This window comes from Streptococcus sp. 2579 (assembly GCF_013277195.1).
Lineage (GTDB): Bacteria > Bacillota > Bacilli > Lactobacillales > Streptococcaceae > Streptococcus.
The window spans coordinates 229,462-245,535 of the sequence record NZ_VMMM01000003.1 but is presented as its reverse complement, the minus strand read 5'-3'; the positions used below and the strand labels follow the sequence as shown (position 1 = coordinate 245,535).

General features: G+C 40.5%; 18 protein-coding genes, 1 tRNA gene and 1 riboswitch. Of the genes, 14 read left to right on the top strand and 5 right to left on the bottom strand.

Annotation, left to right across the window (positions count from 1 at the left end):
• Nucleotides 1-5: 5 nt before the first annotated feature.
• On the bottom strand, nucleotides 6-1,229 hold the full coding sequence (pepT, locus tag HT725_RS02065) for a peptidase T (RefSeq protein WP_166736673.1): 1,224 nt from the start codon (nucleotides 1,227-1,229) through the stop codon (nucleotides 6-8).
• Nucleotides 1,230-1,375: 146 nt separating this feature from the next.
• On the opposite strand from pepT, the gene hemH reads away from it, so the two are divergent.
• Nucleotides 1,376-2,470, top strand: coding sequence for a ferrochelatase (gene hemH / locus HT725_RS02060; RefSeq protein WP_166736674.1), 1,095 nt, complete (start codon nucleotides 1,376-1,378; stop codon nucleotides 2,468-2,470).
• 40 nt (nucleotides 2,471-2,510) lie between these two features.
• Here the strand turns inward: hemH and mscL are convergent, their stop codons facing one another.
• Nucleotides 2,511-2,888, bottom strand: coding sequence for a large conductance mechanosensitive channel protein MscL (mscL, locus tag HT725_RS02055; RefSeq protein ID WP_000916790.1), 378 nt, complete (start codon nucleotides 2,886-2,888; stop codon nucleotides 2,511-2,513).
• A gap of 81 nt (nucleotides 2,889-2,969) precedes the next feature.
• Nucleotides 2,970-3,401: a GtrA family protein gene (locus HT725_RS02050; RefSeq protein ID WP_173218339.1), complete on the bottom strand. Its 432-nt coding sequence runs from the start codon at nucleotides 3,399-3,401 to the stop codon at nucleotides 2,970-2,972.
• Between the two features lie 28 nt (nucleotides 3,402-3,429).
• Nucleotides 3,430-3,526: riboswitch (PreQ1 riboswitch) on the top strand.
• Here HT725_RS02050 and HT725_RS02045 point away from each other — a divergent pair.
• The 4 genes from HT725_RS02045 to dapA all read left to right on the top strand — a co-directional run bounded on the left by HT725_RS02045 (nucleotide 3,524) and on the right by dapA (nucleotide 6,661).
• Nucleotides 3,524-4,033 carry a QueT transporter family protein gene (locus HT725_RS02045; RefSeq protein WP_000737071.1) on the top strand — a complete coding sequence of 170 codons (510 nt, stop codon included), beginning with the start codon at nucleotides 3,524-3,526 and terminating at the stop codon, nucleotides 4,031-4,033. Its footprint overlaps the riboswitch before it by 3 nt.
• Before the next feature lie 99 nt (nucleotides 4,034-4,132).
• Nucleotides 4,133-4,205 (top strand) — tRNA-Thr (locus tag HT725_RS02040).
• 388 nt (nucleotides 4,206-4,593) lie between these two features.
• Nucleotides 4,594-5,670 (top strand): aspartate-semialdehyde dehydrogenase, encoded by a 1,077-nt coding sequence (locus tag HT725_RS02035; RefSeq protein WP_000542462.1) that lies wholly within the window; start codon nucleotides 4,594-4,596, stop codon nucleotides 5,668-5,670.
• 55 nt (nucleotides 5,671-5,725) lie between these two features.
• Nucleotides 5,726-6,661, top strand: coding sequence for a 4-hydroxy-tetrahydrodipicolinate synthase (dapA, locus tag HT725_RS02030; RefSeq protein ID WP_112443646.1), 936 nt, complete (start codon nucleotides 5,726-5,728; stop codon nucleotides 6,659-6,661).
• Nucleotides 6,662-6,706: 45 nt separating this feature from the next.
• On the opposite strand, the gene mnmE is transcribed toward dapA, so the two are convergent.
• Together mnmE and HT725_RS02020 are read right to left on the bottom strand one after the other, a co-directional pair.
• Entirely contained in the window at nucleotides 6,707-8,080 is a 1,374-nt protein-coding gene (gene mnmE, locus HT725_RS02025; protein WP_173252961.1) for a tRNA uridine-5-carboxymethylaminomethyl(34) synthesis GTPase MnmE, read from the bottom strand.
• Nucleotides 8,081-8,217: 137 nt separating this feature from the next.
• Nucleotides 8,218-8,400 (bottom strand): 4-oxalocrotonate tautomerase, encoded by a 183-nt coding sequence (locus HT725_RS02020; RefSeq protein WP_001117401.1) that lies wholly within the window; start codon nucleotides 8,398-8,400, stop codon nucleotides 8,218-8,220.
• 123 nt (nucleotides 8,401-8,523) lie between these two features.
• Here HT725_RS02020 and HT725_RS02015 point away from each other — a divergent pair, with 123 nt between their 5' ends.
• The 9 genes from HT725_RS02015 (at nucleotide 8,524) to HT725_RS01975 (ending at nucleotide 16,007) form a co-directional block, all read left to right on the top strand.
• Nucleotides 8,524-9,114: a thymidine kinase gene (locus HT725_RS02015; RefSeq protein ID WP_000068157.1), complete on the top strand. Its 591-nt coding sequence runs from the start codon at nucleotides 8,524-8,526 to the stop codon at nucleotides 9,112-9,114.
• Nucleotides 9,111-10,190, top strand: coding sequence for a peptide chain release factor 1 (gene prfA / locus HT725_RS02010; protein ID WP_001028819.1), 1,080 nt, complete (start codon nucleotides 9,111-9,113; stop codon nucleotides 10,188-10,190). Before HT725_RS02015 ends, prfA begins: the two co-directional genes overlap by 4 nt.
• Nucleotides 10,190-11,026, top strand: coding sequence for a peptide chain release factor N(5)-glutamine methyltransferase (prmC, locus tag HT725_RS02005; protein WP_101506921.1), 837 nt, complete (start codon nucleotides 10,190-10,192; stop codon nucleotides 11,024-11,026). Before prfA ends, prmC begins: the two co-directional genes overlap by 1 nt.
• A complete protein-coding gene (locus HT725_RS02000; RefSeq protein ID WP_173252960.1) occupies nucleotides 11,010-11,612 on the top strand; it encodes an L-threonylcarbamoyladenylate synthase in 603 nt (200 codons plus the stop codon). The genes prmC and HT725_RS02000 overlap by 17 nt, the downstream gene beginning before the upstream one ends.
• A 1-nt stretch (nucleotide 11,613) precedes the next feature.
• On the top strand, nucleotides 11,614-12,045 hold the full coding sequence (locus tag HT725_RS01995) for a GNAT family N-acetyltransferase (protein WP_101506923.1): 432 nt from the start codon (nucleotides 11,614-11,616) through the stop codon (nucleotides 12,043-12,045).
• A 61-nt stretch (nucleotides 12,046-12,106) separates the two neighbouring features.
• The gene (glyA, locus tag HT725_RS01990) at nucleotides 12,107-13,363 is read left to right on the top strand and encodes a serine hydroxymethyltransferase (RefSeq protein ID WP_173252958.1); all 1,257 of its coding nucleotides are present in this window, start codon (nucleotides 12,107-12,109) and stop codon (nucleotides 13,361-13,363) included.
• 7 nt (nucleotides 13,364-13,370) lie between these two features.
• The gene (locus tag HT725_RS01985; RefSeq protein WP_173218354.1) at nucleotides 13,371-14,345 is read left to right on the top strand and encodes a nucleoid-associated protein; all 975 of its coding nucleotides are present in this window, start codon (nucleotides 13,371-13,373) and stop codon (nucleotides 14,343-14,345) included.
• On the top strand, nucleotides 14,345-14,959 hold the full coding sequence (pmp23, locus tag HT725_RS01980; protein WP_004254352.1) for a cell wall hydrolase Pmp23: 615 nt from the start codon (nucleotides 14,345-14,347) through the stop codon (nucleotides 14,957-14,959). Before HT725_RS01985 ends, pmp23 begins: the two co-directional genes overlap by 1 nt.
• Nucleotides 14,960-15,032: 73 nt before the next feature.
• Complete coding sequence (locus tag HT725_RS01975; protein ID WP_042751122.1) at nucleotides 15,033-16,007, top strand: DUF1002 domain-containing protein; 975 nt, start codon at nucleotides 15,033-15,035, stop codon at nucleotides 16,005-16,007.
• Nucleotides 16,008-16,074 lie beyond the last annotated feature (67 nt).

Sequence of the window (16,074 nt, the reverse complement as noted above, 5' to 3'; positions counted from 1 at the left end):
TCTTTTTAGCCTTTATAAGCTACGATACCAATGATGGTATCAACTGCACGTTCCATAGTCTGAAGGCTAACGTATTCGAAACGACCGTGCATATTCTCGCCACCAGCAAAGATATTAGGGGTTGGGATTCCCATAAAGGAAATCTTAGAGCCGTCTGTCCCTCCACGGATTGGTTCGATAATAGGAGTGATACCTAGATCTTCCATAACGGCTTTAGCAATGGTAATTGGAGTCATATCTTTTTCAATGACTTCTTTCATATTGTAGTACTGGTCTGTCAAGTTGAGAGTGACACGGTCGCTCCCAAGTTCTTGATTCATCTTATCAGCGATAGACTTCATAGTTGCTTTACGCGCTGCAAAGGCATCTTTTTCAAAATCGCGAATGATGTAGCTAGCACTTGCCTCCTCAACGCTACCTGTTACATCCATTAGATGATAGAAACCTTGGTAACCATCCGTTAACTCAGGTCTGTCCTTTTCTGGAAGTTGATTGTGAAAATCAATTGCTAGCTGAAGGGCGTTGACCATCTGACCTTTGGCAGTACCAGGGTGGACATTGCGTCCTTGGAAATGCAATTCAGCCCCAGCTGCTGAAAACGTCTCGTATTGAAGCTCACCTAGTGGGCCACCATCAACTGTGTAGGCAAAATCCACATCAAAATCTTCTGCATCAAATTGATTAGCACCAACACCGATTTCTTCATCTGGACCAAAACCAACACGAATTTCACAGTGTTTGATTTCAGGGTGGGCAGTCAGATATTCAATGGCTGTCATAATTTCAGCAATTCCGGACTTGTCATCAGCCCCTAGCAAGGTTGTTCCATCGGTTGTAATGAGCGTTTGTCCTGGATATTTCTCAAGACTCTTAAAGTCAGCTGGATCGAGTTTGAAACCAGAATTTCCAAGTTCAATCACACCACCATCGTAGTTTTCAATTACCTGTGGATTGACTCCTTCGGCATTAAAATCAGCAGTATCCATGTGGGAGATGAAGCCAATTTTACGTGTTAAAGATGGATCATTGGCTGGCAAGGTACCAATCGCAAAACCATTTGGTAGATAATAAACATTTTGTAATCCAACACGTTTCATTTCAGGAATCAGAACATTGGTTGCGAAGTCAACCTGACTCTGTGTACTTGGAGTAGTAGTAGAGTGTTCATCAGAGCGCGTGTTGACTTTAACGTAGGTTAAGAAGCGGTCCAAGAGATTTGGATAAGTCATAAAAAACTCCTTTTGAATTCATTTTTTCCATTGTATCATAGAAAGAAGAGAAAAACAAAAGATTGTGAATGTTGCTATGTTAGCGTTTACTTATCAGTGGATTCATGATAAAATAAATTTGATAAAAATATCACAAGGAAGCAGTTATGAAAAAAGCAATTTTAATGATGACATTCGGTTCGCCAGAAGAGATTACCTTTGAAGGTGTGGCTGATTTTTTCACAAATATTCGTCGCGGAGTGAGGCCTCAAGACCACGAAATTCAAACTCTCTATGATAATTATGTACGAATTGGGGGCACGCCTCTGCAAAGAATTACTCGTGAAGAAGTTGCCTTGGTAGAAGCTAGACTGGGAAATGAATATAGTGTCTATTTTGCCAATAAATTTTCCAGACCTTTTATTCCAGATGTGATTGGTCAGATGGAAGCATACGGTATTGAACAGTGTATTTGCTTGATTTTGGAGCCTCATTATTCTTTTTACTCTGTCATGGGTTATGAGAAATTTTTAGAAAGCAAACAAATTCAATTTTTGGTCATTAAGGACTGGTATCAGGAAGAAGCGCTCTTAAACTATTGGGCAGATGAAATTGCTAATATTTTAAAAGAAGAAGTAAAGCAGGATAGCTTTAAAGTCATCTTTTCAGCCCATAGTGTGCCCATTTTTGCCTTGGATTTTGGTGACCCTTATATTGACCAAATTTTTGAAAATAGCAAGTTAGTTGCTGAAAAACTAGGTTTGAGTTCCGAACAATATACTAATACTTGGCAAAGTGAGAGTGATATTGGGATTCCATGGATTAAGCCAGATGTATTAGAATATCTCAGAGAACAGACAGAACATCCAGACCATTATATCTTTGTTCCAATCAGCTTTATCAGTGAGCACATTGAGGTCTTGTTTGATAATGATGTGGAATGTTATGACTTGTGTCAAGAATTGGGTGTGAACTACCATCGACCACCAATGCCAAATACGGATTCTCGCTTGATTGATGCCTTGGTCAATACAGTCAGAGCCAATGAACATCAAGAGTTTAAGGAATTTCTCCCAGAAGAAGAGACCTTTGATGAGTTAGTTCCTTCAGACGAGACGAAAAATATTTTGGCTGAATCTCAAGATTTACAAATGCCAGAATTTGTGAAAAAACTGATTGAGAAAAAAGGTCGAGAGAATGTTAAGATGCCTTATCTTATCAAAAAAATGCTTGAGAAAGCAGGTAAATTACCAAAAGAGTAAAGAAAAAGGATTTAGCTTTGTGCTAGATCCTTTTAAACGATTATTTTTTCTCAAGAAGGGCTTTGATTTCTTGAAGTACTTCCAATTCAGTTGGTTTTTTTTCGGCAGTTTTTTCTTCCTTTATGCCAGTCAGCTTCTGTGCTTTTTCAATACCCTTGATAATAAAGAAGAGGGCGGTACCCACAAAGATAAAATTGATAATAGCACTTAAAAAGTTACCATAGCCGACTCCATGCCAAGAAAGTTGAGCGATACGTTCGACTTTAGCAGCTTTCAAAGCGGGATTTAAAATAAGAGGAGTGATAATGTCGTTTACAAGTGAAGTAACGATAGCACCAAAAGCAGAGGCAATGACAACACCGACAGCAAGGTCAATAACATTTCCTCGAAGCAAGAATGATTTTAGATTTTTTAACATACTGTTTTCCTTTCAACGTTTCGTGTTTCATTGTATCCTAAATCATTATAGAAGGCAATTAAAAGGCTCATAAATGGAGCATTATTTTCTAAAAATATAGACCTTGCTCAAGATATAATTGATGATAATAATGAGTATTTGTGCAATTATTGTTTCAATAGCATTTATCTTATCAATGTTTTCATTTACGAATTGCCCTATGATATGAGGGAATTGAGTCACAAACAGAAAAGTAAAGAGCAAATCTAACAGAAAAGTAGAAAGGCGGGCAAGAAAAAATTTCACTAAACGAATAAGCCGATTCTTCCTTGTTTGCTTAAATACAATCGTATCATTTGTGATAAAGGCAAATAAGATACCAATAATATTTGCTAAGGCAGTAGCAAGGAGTTCCTGATGACTTAGTTGATAAATGACTAGTCGTGAGAGAATCGAAACTAGAGTTGTTGCAAGGCCAAAAAAGAGATAGGCTAAGATTTCATTGTTAAAAAATTTTTGAATAGGTTTTTTCATGCTTTAAGTATAGCATAAAGCAGGCTATTGTGCTATACTAGTAAGGTTGAATAAAGCAACCCTTGGTGCTTAGCTTCTTTCACCAAGCATATTACACGCGGATAACCGCCAAAGGAGAAAAGATGAAAAAATTAACTATTCGTGATGTTGCAGACATTGCAATTGTTGCTGCTATTTATGTCGTTTTGACTGTCACACCGCCCCTAAATGCCATTAGCTATGGTGCTTATCAGTTTCGTATTTCAGAAATGATGAACTTTATGGCTTTTTACAATCCTAAGTACATCATCGGAGTTACCATCGGTTGTATGATTGCTAATTTCTTTAGCTTCGGACTGCTAGATGTCTTTGTTGGTGGTGGATCAACCCTAGTATTCCTTAGTTTAGGTGTTTGGCTTTTTGCAAAATATAGTAAGGATTACCTCTTTAACGGATTGATTCGAAAAGATCATTTCTTCTTTTCAATCCTCTTTTCAATTTCCATGTTTACTATCGCTGCAGAGTTAAATATTGTAGCAGAATTACCATTCTTCCTTACTTGGTTTACAACAGGAATCGGTGAATTTGCCTCATTGATTATTGGAGCGATTATTATTGGTAAAATTGGTCGTCGAATCGATTTAAGCAAATAGAACAGGACAAGCTAGGTAGCCTTTACCTGGCTTTTTCTTATAGAAAATTTCTAAGGAAACTTGACAAGTTTTTCTGATTATAGTATACTTTTCAAGTAAGCTGATTTAGCTCAGTTGGCAGAGCGCATCCATGGTAAGGATGAGGTCGCCGGTTCAATCCCGGCAATTAGCATTAAATATACAGTAAAACCCTTGATTGACAAGGGTTTTTGTTATGTCTGCCCCAAATTTTTCAAAGATACTGCTTATGCACCTGTGTAAATAAAACTAAAGAGTTTCGTCTGTTGACAAAAGTCATTCTCTTTAGTAGAATAGTAGATGCGATGAGTCGATAGGTAGTCTTCGGACTACTATTGAGCATAAGGAGGTCATAACGAAGGAGCGGACCTTGATGAGTTGTGTGAACCTGCTCATCACATGAAGATGCCTCTTAGTCCCTGGTCTAACGACTGGGGCTTTTTATTTTCCAAAAAATGATGAAAAAGCTTTGCAATTCATGGAAAAAGTAGTATAATACTTCTATTATAGAAATTTTTAGAAAATTCCGAAAGAGGTTATTTATGGGATATACAGTTGCTGTAGTCGGCGCGACAGGTGCTGTCGGTGCTCAGATGATAAAAATGTTGGAAGAATCAACACTTCCAATTGATAAAATTCGTTTACTTGCTTCTGCACGTTCAGCAGGTAAGACTTTGAAATTTAAAGACCAAGATATTACGATTGAAGAAACGACTGAAACTGCTTTTGAAGGAGTTGATATTGCTCTCTTTTCAGCAGGTGGTTCTACATCAGCTAAGTATGCACCATACGCAGTGAAAGCTGGCGCAGTAGTAGTAGATAATACATCTTACTTCCGTCAAAATCCAGATGTTCCTTTGGTTGTTCCAGAGGTCAATGCTCACGCACTTGATGCCCACAACGGGATTATTGCTTGCCCTAACTGTTCAACAATCCAAATGATGGTGGCTCTTGAGCCAGTTCGCCAAAAATGGGGCTTGGACCGTATCATTGTTTCAACTTATCAAGCCGTTTCAGGTGCTGGTATGGGAGCAATTCTTGAGACACAACGTGAGCTTCGTGAGGTCTTGAATGACGGAGTGAAACCACGTGATTTGCATGCCGAAATCTTGCCTTCAGGTGGTGACAAGAAACACTATCCTATCGCCTTTAACGCTCTTCCACAAATCGATGTCTTCACTGACAATGATTACACATACGAAGAGATGAAGATGACCAAGGAAACTAAGAAAATCATGGAAGATGATAGCATTGCAGTATCTGCAACATGTGTGCGTATTCCAGTCTTGTCAGCTCACTCTGAGTCTGTTTACATCGAAACAAAAGAAGTGGCTCCAATAGAAGAAGTCAAAGCAGCTATCGCAGCCTTCCCAGGCGCTGTTCTTGAAGATGATGTAGCTCATCAAATCTATCCGCAAGCCATCAATGCAGTTGGTTCACGTGATACCTTTGTTGGTCGTATCCGTAAAGACTTGGATGCAGAAAAAGGAATTCACATGTGGGTTGTTTCAGATAACCTTCTCAAAGGTGCTGCTTGGAACTCAGTTCAGATTGCTGAAACTTTGCACGAACGTGGATTGGTTCGTCCAACAGCTGAATTGAAATTTGAATTAAAATAGTCATATAATTTAGGAGTTCAGATGAACTCCTTCTTTGAAATAGAGAGGTGTTTTCATGTCTTATAAAGATTTAAAAGAGTGTAAAATCATCACAGCCTTTATTACCCCCTTTCACGAGGATGGTTCCATCAACTTTGATGCTATTCCAGCCTTGATTGAGCATTTGTTGGCGCATCATACTGACGGAATTCTTCTTGCAGGGACCACTGCTGAGAGTCCAACCTTGACCCACGATGAGGAGTTGGAACTGTTTGCGGCTGTACAAAAGATTGTCAATGGACGAGTTCCTTTGATTGCGGGTGTAGGTACCAATGATACGCGTGACTCTATCGAGTTTGTCAAAGAAGTAGCAGAATTTGGTGGCTTTGCTGCTGGACTTGCAATCGTCCCTTACTACAATAAACCTTCTCAAGAAGGAATGTACCAGCACTTTAAAGCTATTGCAGACGCTTCTGACTTACCTATTATCATTTATAATATTCCAGGTCGTGTGGTTGTGGAATTGACTCCAGAAACCATGCTTCGCTTGGCTGACCATCCAAATATCATTGGTGTTAAGGAATGTACCAGTCTTGCCAATATGGCTTACTTGATTGAGCATAAGCCAGAAGAGTTCTTGGTCTATACAGGTGAAGATGGAGATGCTTTCCATGCCATGAACCTTGGTGCGGATGGGGTTATCTCTGTTGCCTCTCATACAAATGGGGATGAAATGCACGAGATGTTTACTGCCATTGCAGAAAGCGATATGAAGAAAGCCGCAGCTATTCAACGTAAATTCATTCCTAAGGTCAATGCCCTCTTCTCTTATCCAAGTCCTGCTCCAGTTAAGGCAGTTTTGAACTACATGGGATTTGAAGCTGGACCAACTCGTCTACCTCTTGTTCCAGCACCAGAAGAAGATGCTAAACGCATTATCAAGGTTGTCGTAGATGGCGACTACGAAGCAACCAAGGCAACTGTAACAGGGGTTTTAAGACCAGATTACTAATAAGACAATAAAATCCATGACCGCAAGAACGATCATGGATTTTTCTTATTTTCCTAAACAGAATTGGCTAAAGAGTTGGGTGATGAGTTCATCAGGAGCAGCATCCCCAGTAATTTCTCCGAGGATTTCCCAAGTACGAGTCAAATCAACTTGAAGTAAATCAACTGGCATCCCCAGTTCAAGACCTTCGTTTACAGCTTGTAGGCTTTCAACTGCTTTCTCAATTAAGGAAATGTGACGGGCATTTGACAAGTAGGTAGCATCTTGCTCAACTAAGCCAGCATTTTCAAAGAAGAGGTTGTTAATTCTCTCTTCAATCTTATCGATATTTTGGTTTTTAAGGACTGAAATACGAATAACGTCTTCAGGTAGTTCCGAAGCTTCAATCGCTTCTGGCAGGTCGGTTTTATTAAGAAGAATAATACGGTTTGTATCTTGGCTAATCTCAAGAAGTTGTTGGTCTTGGGCGGTTAGTGGTTCACTGGCATTTAGCACCAGTAGAACCAAGTCGGCTTCCTTGAGGGCTTTTTTCGAACGCTCAACACCTATTTGTTCCACGATGTCATCCGTTTCACGGATACCGGCTGTATCAATCAATTTGAGAGGGACACCGTTGATGTTGACGTATTCTTCAATGACATCTCGAGTAGTACCAGCAATATCTGTAACGATAGCCTTGTCCTCACGCAAGAGGTTGTTGAGGAGGCTAGATTTCCCAACGTTTGGGCGTCCGATAATAGCAGTGGAAATTCCTTCACGGAGGATTTTACCGCGGCGGGCTGTCTTAAGGAGATTGGTTAGCAATTGCTCAAACTCCATAGTCTTCTCACGGACAACAGCAGTAGTGGCTTCCTCAACATCGTCATACTCAGGATAGTCAATATTAACCTCGACTTGGGCAAGCGTATTGAGGATTTCTTGACGGGTATTATTGATAAGATCAGAAAGGGAGCCGTCTAATTGCTTAACTGCAATGTTCATGGCCTTGTCTGTCTTAGCACGGATGATGTCCATAACGGCTTCAGCCTGAGTCAAGTCCACACGTCCATTTAGGAAGGCACGTTTAGTAAATTCACCAGGTTCAGCCAATCGAGCTCCTTCACGGATAGCTAGCTGGAGAATCTCATTGGTCACCGCAATCCCACCGTGGGTGTTGATTTCGATAATATCCTCACGAGTGAAGGTTTTTGGAGATTTCATGGCTCCAACCATGACTTCGTCCATGACTTTACCAGTCAGAGGATCAACGATGTGACCGTAGTTAAGGGTATGGCTAGCAACCTGACTCAAGTCTTTTCCTTTAAAAATCTTTTGCGCAATAGCAAAACTGTCTGTTCCGCTCAAGCGGACAATACCAATAGCCCCTTCACCTAGTGGAGTAGAGATAGCAGCGATGGTATCAAATTCACGTGTAATCATAATGTTTCCTTTAATAAATAGCTCTTTTCTTAGAAATTTTTCCAAGTATCCTTTCAAATTGTAACAAATTTAGGCTATTTCTTCAATGGATGTTACTTGGAGATTGAAAAAGCCTAAGCAATTCTGCTTAAGCTAGCTTATTTGGTGCGCATTTCCCCTTGTGGGAAGTAAGTTCCTTCTGGCATGTCGTTGATGATGACATGGACAGCAGATTGAGGGGCTCCAGTATTACGGACAACAGCTTCCGTCACTTCCTTAGCAAGAGCTTTCTTTTGCTCGAGCGTGCGTCCTTCAAATAAATCGATGCGTACAAATGGCATAATAGCTTCCTCCACTAGTTTTTGATTTCTTCTATTTTACCACATTTTGCCGTTTAAAGCTTAAGAAAATTATGATATACTAGAATGTAGCAAAAATTTAGAAATGGACGTGAAGCAAGAAACATGGCACAGTTGTATTATCGTTATGGGACCATGAACTCTGGAAAGACAATCGAGATTCTCAAGGTGGCCTATAACTACGAGGAGCAGGGAAAAAGTGTTGTGATTATGACCTCGGCTCTGGATACTCGTGACGGTGTTGGCTATGTGTCGAGTCGTATTGGCATGAAACGCTCTGCCATTGCAATTGAGGAGTCAACAGATATTTTTGGATTTATCCGAGATTTACCTGAGAAACCATACTGTGTTTTGGTCGATGAAGCCCAGTTTCTCAAACGTCATCATGTTTATGACCTAGCTCGTGTTGTAGACGAGTTAGACATACCCGTTATGGCATTTGGTTTGAAAAACGACTTTCGCAATGAACTATTCGAAGGTTCAAAATATCTCTTGCTTTTAGCAGATAAAATCGATGAGATTAAAACCATCTGTCAGTATTGTAAGAAAAAGGCAACTATGGTTTTGCGTACACAGGATGGACTACCAGTCTATGATGGTGAGCAGATTCAGATTGGTGGTAATGAAACCTATATCTCGGTTTGCCGTAAACATTATTTTGCCCCTGAAATCAATAAGGAGAATGAAGAAAAATGAACATCTATGATCAACTACAAGCTGTAGAAGACCGTTATGAAGAATTAGGAGAGTTGCTCAGTGACCCAGATGTGGTTTCGGACACAAAGCGTTTCATGGAGCTTTCAAAAGAAGAAGCTTCAACTCGTGATACCGTAACAGCCTACCGTGAGTACAAACAAGTCCTTCAAAACATCGTTGACGCTGAAGAGATGATTAAGGAATCAAGCGGAGATGCGGACTTGGAAGAAATGGCCAAACAAGAGCTCAAAGATGCCAAGGCTGAAAAAGAAGAATACGAAGAAAAACTCAAAATTTTACTCCTTCCAAAGGATCCAAACGATGACAAGAATATCATCCTAGAAATCCGTGGAGCAGCTGGAGGAGACGAAGCAGCACTTTTCGCTGGAGACCTTCTAACTATGTATCAAAAGTATGCGGAAGCCCAAGGATGGCGCTTTGAAGTCATGGAGGCCTCTATGAATGGTGTCGGTGGTTTCAAAGAAGTGGTTGCCATGGTTTCTGGTCAATCTGTATACTCTAAACTTAAGTATGAGTCTGGAGCCCATCGTGTGCAACGTGTCCCTGTGACAGAAAGTCAAGGCCGTGTTCATACTTCGACAGCGACAGTTCTTGTTATGCCAGAAGTTGAAGAGGTTGAATACGACATTGATCCAAAAGACCTTCGTGTCGACATCTATCACGCCTCTGGTGCTGGTGGACAGAACGTCAATAAGGTTGCGACTGCCGTTCGTATAGTTCACTTGCCAACCAATATCAAGGTTGAGATGCAGGAAGAACGTACCCAGCAGAAGAACCGTGAGAAAGCCATGAAAATCATTCGTGCGCGTGTTGCTGACCACTTTGCTCAGATTGCACAAGACGAACAAGACGCTGAGCGTAAGTCAACAATCGGTACTGGTGACCGTTCAGAACGAATCCGTACTTATAACTTCCCACAAAACCGTGTCACAGATCACCGTATCGGCTTGACTCTCCAAAAACTAGATACCATTTTGTCTGGTAAATTGGACGAAGTTGTGGATGCCTTGGTTCTTTATGACCAAACACAAAAATTAGAAGAATTAAACAAATAATGAAATTAGCTCAATTATTTTCAGATTTTGAAGAAGAATTGATAAGACAAGGAGAGGAAGCTGAAAGCCTCTCTTTTGTCTATCGTAGCCTGAAAAATCTATCTTTTACAGACTTTGTTTTTGCCCTCCAGAAAGAGGTAACAGAGGAAGAAAAACAATTTGTAAAAGGAATTTTTCAACAGTTAGCAGCTCATAAACCGGCACAGTATATCATTGGACAGGCAGATTTTTATGGAATGCAGCTAAAAGTGGATGAACGAGTATTGATCCCTCGTCCAGAGACAGAGGAATTGGTTGAGCTTATCCTAGCTGAAAATCCTGAGACGAATTTTTCAGTTCTGGATATTGGAACAGGTAGTGGAGCTATTGCTCTCGCCTTAGCAAAAAACAGACCAGATTGGTCAGTGACAGCAGCAGATATTTCCCAAGATGCTTTAGATGTATCCAGCGAAAATGCTAAAAATCAAAATCTTCAAATATTTTTAAAAAAATCTGACTGTTTTACAGAAATTTCTGAAAAATATGATATAATTGTTTCCAATCCACCCTATATCTCTCGTGAAGATGAGTCAGAGGTCGGCTTGAATGTTTTGCATTCGGAGCCTCATCTAGCTCTATTTGCAGATGAGGATGGCCTAGCTATTTACCGTAGAATTGCGGAAGATGCAAAAGACTATCTCAAAGATGGTGGTAAGATTTACCTTGAAATTGGATACAAGCAAGGTCAAAGTGTTCCTGAACTTTTTAGGAAACATCTTCCTGAAAAGCGAGTACGAACACTCAAGGACCAATTTGGTCAAGATAGGATGGTCGTGGTTGATGATGGACAGGATTAGACAAGAGTTGGAAAAGGGCGGAGCAGTCGTTCTGCCTACAGAGACGGTTTATGGTCTTTTTGCCAAGGCGCTAGACGAAAAAGCAGTTGACCATGTTTACCAGCTCAAACGTCGTCCTAGAGACAAGGCACTCAATCTCAATATTGCCTCTTTAGAGAATATCTTACACTTTTCAAAGAATCAGCCAACTTATCTACAAAAACTTGTCGAGACCTTTTTACCAGGTCCCTTGACCATTATTCTCGAAGCTAATGACCGAGTTCCCTATTGGGTCAATTCTGACCTTGCAACTGTTGGATTTCGGATGCCAAGTCATCCTATCACGCTTGATTTGATTCGAGAGACAGGTCCTTTGATTGGGCCGTCTGCCAATATTTCAGGTCAGGCAAGTGGAGTGACCTTTGAACAAATTCTGAAGGATTTTGACCAAGAAGTTCTGGGTCTGGAAGACGATGCTTTTCTAACTGGACAGGATTCAACTATTATAGATTTGTCTGGAGACAAGGTGAAAATCTTACGCCAAGGGGCGATTAAGCGAGAAGATATTCTTACTCGGTTGCCAGAGATTTCTTTTGAGGAGGCATGAAATGCTAAGAGATTTGCAAGAAACAGATGTGAAAGCTATATGTGACATCAACCAAGAGGCTTTGGGTTATTCTTTTAGTCCAGATGAAACGGCTAGTCAATTAGCTAGATTATCTCAGAATTCACATCATTTTCTACTTGGCTATGAGGATGAAGCTAGTCATGCCTTGCTTGGATATGTCCACGCTGAAGTTTACGAATCACTCTATTCCAAAGCAGGATTTAATATCTTAGCCTTAGCAGTTTCACCTCAAGCGCAAGGTCAAGGTATTGGTAAAAGTTTACTACAAGGGTTGGAAGAAGAAGCCAAAAGACGTGGTTATGGGTTTATCCGTTTAAACTCTGCCGATCATCGTCTGGGAGCTCATGCATTTTATGAAAAAGTTGGTTATACTTGTGATAAAGTGCAGAAACGGTTTATTCGCATCTTTTAGTTTGATTTTCTAATAAGAAAATTAAACTAATGGACTAGTCACACAATAAAGGAGAAGACCTATGATTTTTGATAAAGATGATTTTAAAGCATACGATGCTGATCTCTGGAATGCTATTGCCAAAGAAGAAGAACGCCAGCAAAACAATATCGAGTTGATTGCTTCGGAAAACGTAGTTTCCAAGGCTGTTATGGCAGCTCAAGGGTCTATCTTGACGAATAAATACGCCGAAGGCTACCCAGGCCGCCGTTATTATGGTGGAACGGATGTGGTAGACGTGGTAGAGACTCTTGCCATTGAACGCGCAAAAGAAATTTTCGGCGCTAAATTCGCTAATGTCCAACCTCACTCAGGAAGCCAAGCTAACTGTGCGGCTTACATGGCCTTGATTGAGCCAGGTGATACCGTTATGGGGATGGATTTAGCAGCAGGTGGACACTTGACCCACGGAGCTCCAGTTAGTTTCTCAGGTCAAACCTACAACTTTGTTTCTTATAGTGTGGATCCTGAAACAGAACTCTTGGACTTTGATGCTATCTTGAAACAAGCCCAAGAAGTCAAACCAAAACTAATCGTAGCAGGTGCTTCAGCCTATTCTCAAATTATCGACTTTTCAAAATTCCGTGAAATTGCGGACGCTGTTGGGGCTAAACTTATGGTAGATATGGCTCATATCGCTGGTTTGGTTGCTGCTGGTCTACATCCAAGCCCAGTACCATACGCTCACATCACGACAACAACGACCCACAAAACCCTTCGTGGCCCTCGTGGTGGTTTGATTTTGACCAATGATGAAGACTTAGCTAAGAAAATCAATTCAGCTATTTTTCCTGGTATTCAGGGTGGTCCTTTGGAGCACGTTGTGGCGGCTAAAGCTGTTTCCTTCAAAGAAGTTTTGGATCCAGCCTTCAAGGAATATGCTGCTAATGTTATCAAGAACAGCAAGACTATGGCAGATGTCTTCTTGCAAGACCCTGATTTCCGTATCATTTCTGGCGGAACTGAAAACCACCTCTTCCTAGTGGATGTGACTAAGGTTGTAGAAAATGGCAAAGTTGCCCAAAACTTGCTGGATGAAGTCAATATTACCCTAAATAAAAACTCAATCCCTTACGAAACCTTGTCACCATTCAAGACAAGTGGTATTCGTATCGGAGCAGCAGCCATTACTGCACGTGGATTTGGTGAAGAAGAAAGTCGCAAAGTGGCTGAACTCATCATTAAAACCCTTAAGAATGCAGAAAATGAAGCTGTCTTAGAAGAAGTGAGAAGTGAAGTCAAAGTGTTGACAGACGCCTTCCCATTATACGAGGACTAAAACTTTTATGGACATTTATATTAAGAAAGCCATTATTCACCAGTTCAGTCCGGCTGATACCGAGCTGTTTCTAGCGGATAAGCTTCTCAATATTACTCCAAAAATCGAAGAATACCTGCGTAAAAAAATTGAACGTGTGTATTCAGATGAAGCCAAGACTGGGATTTTCGAGGAAGAAAATCCCTTCTTCAATCATATCACAGACGATTTGTTGGAGACATCAGTAGCACTAGCTAATCTCTGGAAAGAGGAGTTCAGCATTTCAGAAAATCTCAAGACCAATGACTTGATTTTTGCGCAATTTTCTAAAGAAGGTGTAGAACATTTTGCTTTCTTGCGAATTGCCCTGCGGGAGACCTTGACCCACCTCGGTGGAGAAGTTGATAATCCAATCAAGCTAACTCAGAATAACCTGCCTGGATTTGGGACGGGTGCTGACGAGGCCTTGGTGGTCAATCTTCAGAGTCGCAAGTACCACCTGATTGAAAAACGAATCAAGTACAACGGGACTTTTTTGAATTACTTTTCAGATAATCTTCTTGCTGTCGCCCCTAAGATTTCTCCTAAGAAATCTATCAAAGAACTGGAAAAAACGGCCCAGAGAATTGCTGAGACTTTTAACACAGATGACTTTCAATTTCAATCCAAGGTCAAATCAGCGATTTTCAACAATCTAGAAGAAAGCAATGAATTGTCACCTGAGAAATTGGCTAACGACCTTTTTGATAATAATCTGACGGCTCGTTTGAGCTTTATTGATCAAGTCAAGGAAGCTGTACCAGAGCCTGTTCAATTTGATGAAATTGATGCCAGTCGCCAGTTAAAGAAATTTGAAAATCAAAAACTCTCCTTGTCAAATGGAATTGAGCTCATCGTTCCCAATAACGTCTATCAAGACGCCGAGTCTGTTGAGTTTATCCAAAACGACAATGGAACTTACTCTATCTTAATCAAAAATATCGAGGATATCCAAAGTAAATAATGTTTAAACGAATTCGAAGAGTGCTTGTACTAGCAGTCTTCCTTTTTGCTGGCTACAAAGCTTACCGCGTTCATCAAGATGTCAAGCAAGTCATGACCTATCAACCCATGGTGCGAGAAATCTTGAGTGAAAAAGACACCCCAGCAAACGAAGAGCTTGTGCTCGCTATGATTTATACCGAAACAAAAGGAAAAGAAGGCGATGTTATGCAGTCTAGTGAGTCTGCAAGTGGTTCCACCAACACCATCAATGATAATGCCTCTAGCATTCGGCAAGGCGTTCAAACTCTGACAGACAATCTCTATCTAGCCCAGAAGCAGGGGGTAGATGTCTGGACAGCTGTTCAAGCCTATAATTTTGGTCCTGCCTATATCGATTTTATCGCACAAAATGGCAAGGAAAATACCTTGGCTCTGGCCAAACAGTACTCTCGTGAGACTGTTGCCCCCTTGCTTGGCAATACCACTGGAAAGACTTATAGTTATATTCACCCCATTTCCATTTTTCATGGAGCCGAACTCTATGTAAATGGAGGAAACTATTATTATTCTAGACAGGTGCAACTCAACCTTTACATCATCAAATGTTTCACTCTCTTTTCAACATCTGGCTAATCCAGGTGTTTTTGTTATAAGTTTTCTTTAAGATAGATATATTACTCTAGAAAGGTAAAGGAGGGAATTCCCTATGAGAAAGAAACTCTTTCTGACCAGTGCTGCGGTCTTGTGGGCAGTAACAGCTATGAATAGCGCCCATGCAGCAACAGATGTTCAAAAAGTTATCGATGAAACCTATGTCCAACCTGAATATGTCCTAGGTTCTTCATTGTCTGAAGATCAAAAAAATCAAACCCTTAAAAAACTAGGCTACAATGCCTCAACAGATACAAAAGAACTCAAGACCATGACACCTGATGTCTATTCTAAGATTATGAATGTTGCCAATGACTCTAGCTTACAATTGTATTCATCAGCCAAGATTCAAAAACTAGGTGACAAATCACCACTTGAGGTCAAGATTGAAACTCCAGAAAACATTACTAAGGTGACGCAGGATATGTACCGAAACGCAGCCGTAACGCTGGGAGTGGAACATGCCAAAATCACTGTAGCAGCACCCATTCCAGTTACAGGTGAGAGTGCCTTAGCAGGGATTTATTATTCGCTAGAAGCTAATGGAGCCAAGGTGCCGCAGGCCAATAAAGATTTGGCTCAAGAAGAGCTAAAGGCTTTGTCAGATATCAATGCTGAAAATAAGGACAAATCAGGCTATGATGCTAATAAATTAAACGTTGCCCTAGCCGATATCAAGTCAGGACTCGCCAAAGCTAAAGAAAGCAAGGGAAATCTGACAGAGGAAGATGTCCGTAAAATTGTTGAAGATACCTTGAAAAATTACAAACTTGATCAGGTTATAACAGGAAACCAAATCAATATCATCATCAATTTTGCTTTGAATCTCTCAAAGAGTGATATCCTCAGCAATGCAGATTTCACTAAAACCCTAAATGACCTTAAACAAAGTATTGTTTCACAAGCTGGCGACAGTTTTAAAAATATCAACCTTAATTTTGATGCGGATAAGGCGCTAGAGGACGGTGGGAACTTCTTAAGCTCCCTCTGGCAAGCCATTGTCAACTTCTTCAAGAGTTTTGGTTCTTAAGAAAAATCATGGTATAATAGATGGTAACCGTAACGTTGCCGTCTTTTTTGTCGGCCAATAGAAAGAG

Bases quoted from the DNA above. Each gene is read 5' to 3' on its own strand.
- pepT (WP_166736673.1), bottom strand. From the start codon at position 1,229: ATGACTTATCCAAATCTCTTGGACCGCTTCTTAACCTACGTTAAAGTC.
- hemH (WP_166736674.1), top strand. From the start codon at position 1,376: ATGAAAAAAGCAATTTTAATGATGACATTCGGTTCGCCAGAAGAGATT.
- mscL (WP_000916790.1), bottom strand. From the start codon at position 2,888: ATGTTAAAAAATCTAAAATCATTCTTGCTTCGAGGAAATGTTATTGAC.
- HT725_RS02050 (WP_173218339.1), bottom strand. From the start codon at position 3,401: ATGAAAAAACCTATTCAAAAATTTTTTAACAATGAAATCTTAGCCTAT.
- HT725_RS02045 (WP_000737071.1), top strand. From the start codon at position 3,524: ATGAAAAAATTAACTATTCGTGATGTTGCAGACATTGCAATTGTTGCT.
- HT725_RS02035 (WP_000542462.1), top strand. From the start codon at position 4,594: ATGGGATATACAGTTGCTGTAGTCGGCGCGACAGGTGCTGTCGGTGCT.
- dapA (WP_112443646.1), top strand. From the start codon at position 5,726: ATGTCTTATAAAGATTTAAAAGAGTGTAAAATCATCACAGCCTTTATT.
- mnmE (WP_173252961.1), bottom strand. From the start codon at position 8,080: ATGATTACACGTGAATTTGATACCATCGCTGCTATCTCTACTCCACTA.
- HT725_RS02020 (WP_001117401.1), bottom strand. From the start codon at position 8,400: ATGCCATTTGTACGCATCGATTTATTTGAAGGACGCACGCTCGAGCAA.
- HT725_RS02015 (WP_000068157.1), top strand. From the start codon at position 8,524: ATGGCACAGTTGTATTATCGTTATGGGACCATGAACTCTGGAAAGACA.
- prfA (WP_001028819.1), top strand. From the start codon at position 9,111: ATGAACATCTATGATCAACTACAAGCTGTAGAAGACCGTTATGAAGAA.
- prmC (WP_101506921.1), top strand. From the start codon at position 10,190: ATGAAATTAGCTCAATTATTTTCAGATTTTGAAGAAGAATTGATAAGA.
- HT725_RS02000 (WP_173252960.1), top strand. From the start codon at position 11,010: ATGATGGACAGGATTAGACAAGAGTTGGAAAAGGGCGGAGCAGTCGTT.
- HT725_RS01995 (WP_101506923.1), top strand. From the start codon at position 11,614: ATGCTAAGAGATTTGCAAGAAACAGATGTGAAAGCTATATGTGACATC.
- glyA (WP_173252958.1), top strand. From the start codon at position 12,107: ATGATTTTTGATAAAGATGATTTTAAAGCATACGATGCTGATCTCTGG.
- HT725_RS01985 (WP_173218354.1), top strand. From the start codon at position 13,371: ATGGACATTTATATTAAGAAAGCCATTATTCACCAGTTCAGTCCGGCT.
- pmp23 (WP_004254352.1), top strand. From the start codon at position 14,345: ATGTTTAAACGAATTCGAAGAGTGCTTGTACTAGCAGTCTTCCTTTTT.
- HT725_RS01975 (WP_042751122.1), top strand. From the start codon at position 15,033: ATGAGAAAGAAACTCTTTCTGACCAGTGCTGCGGTCTTGTGGGCAGTA.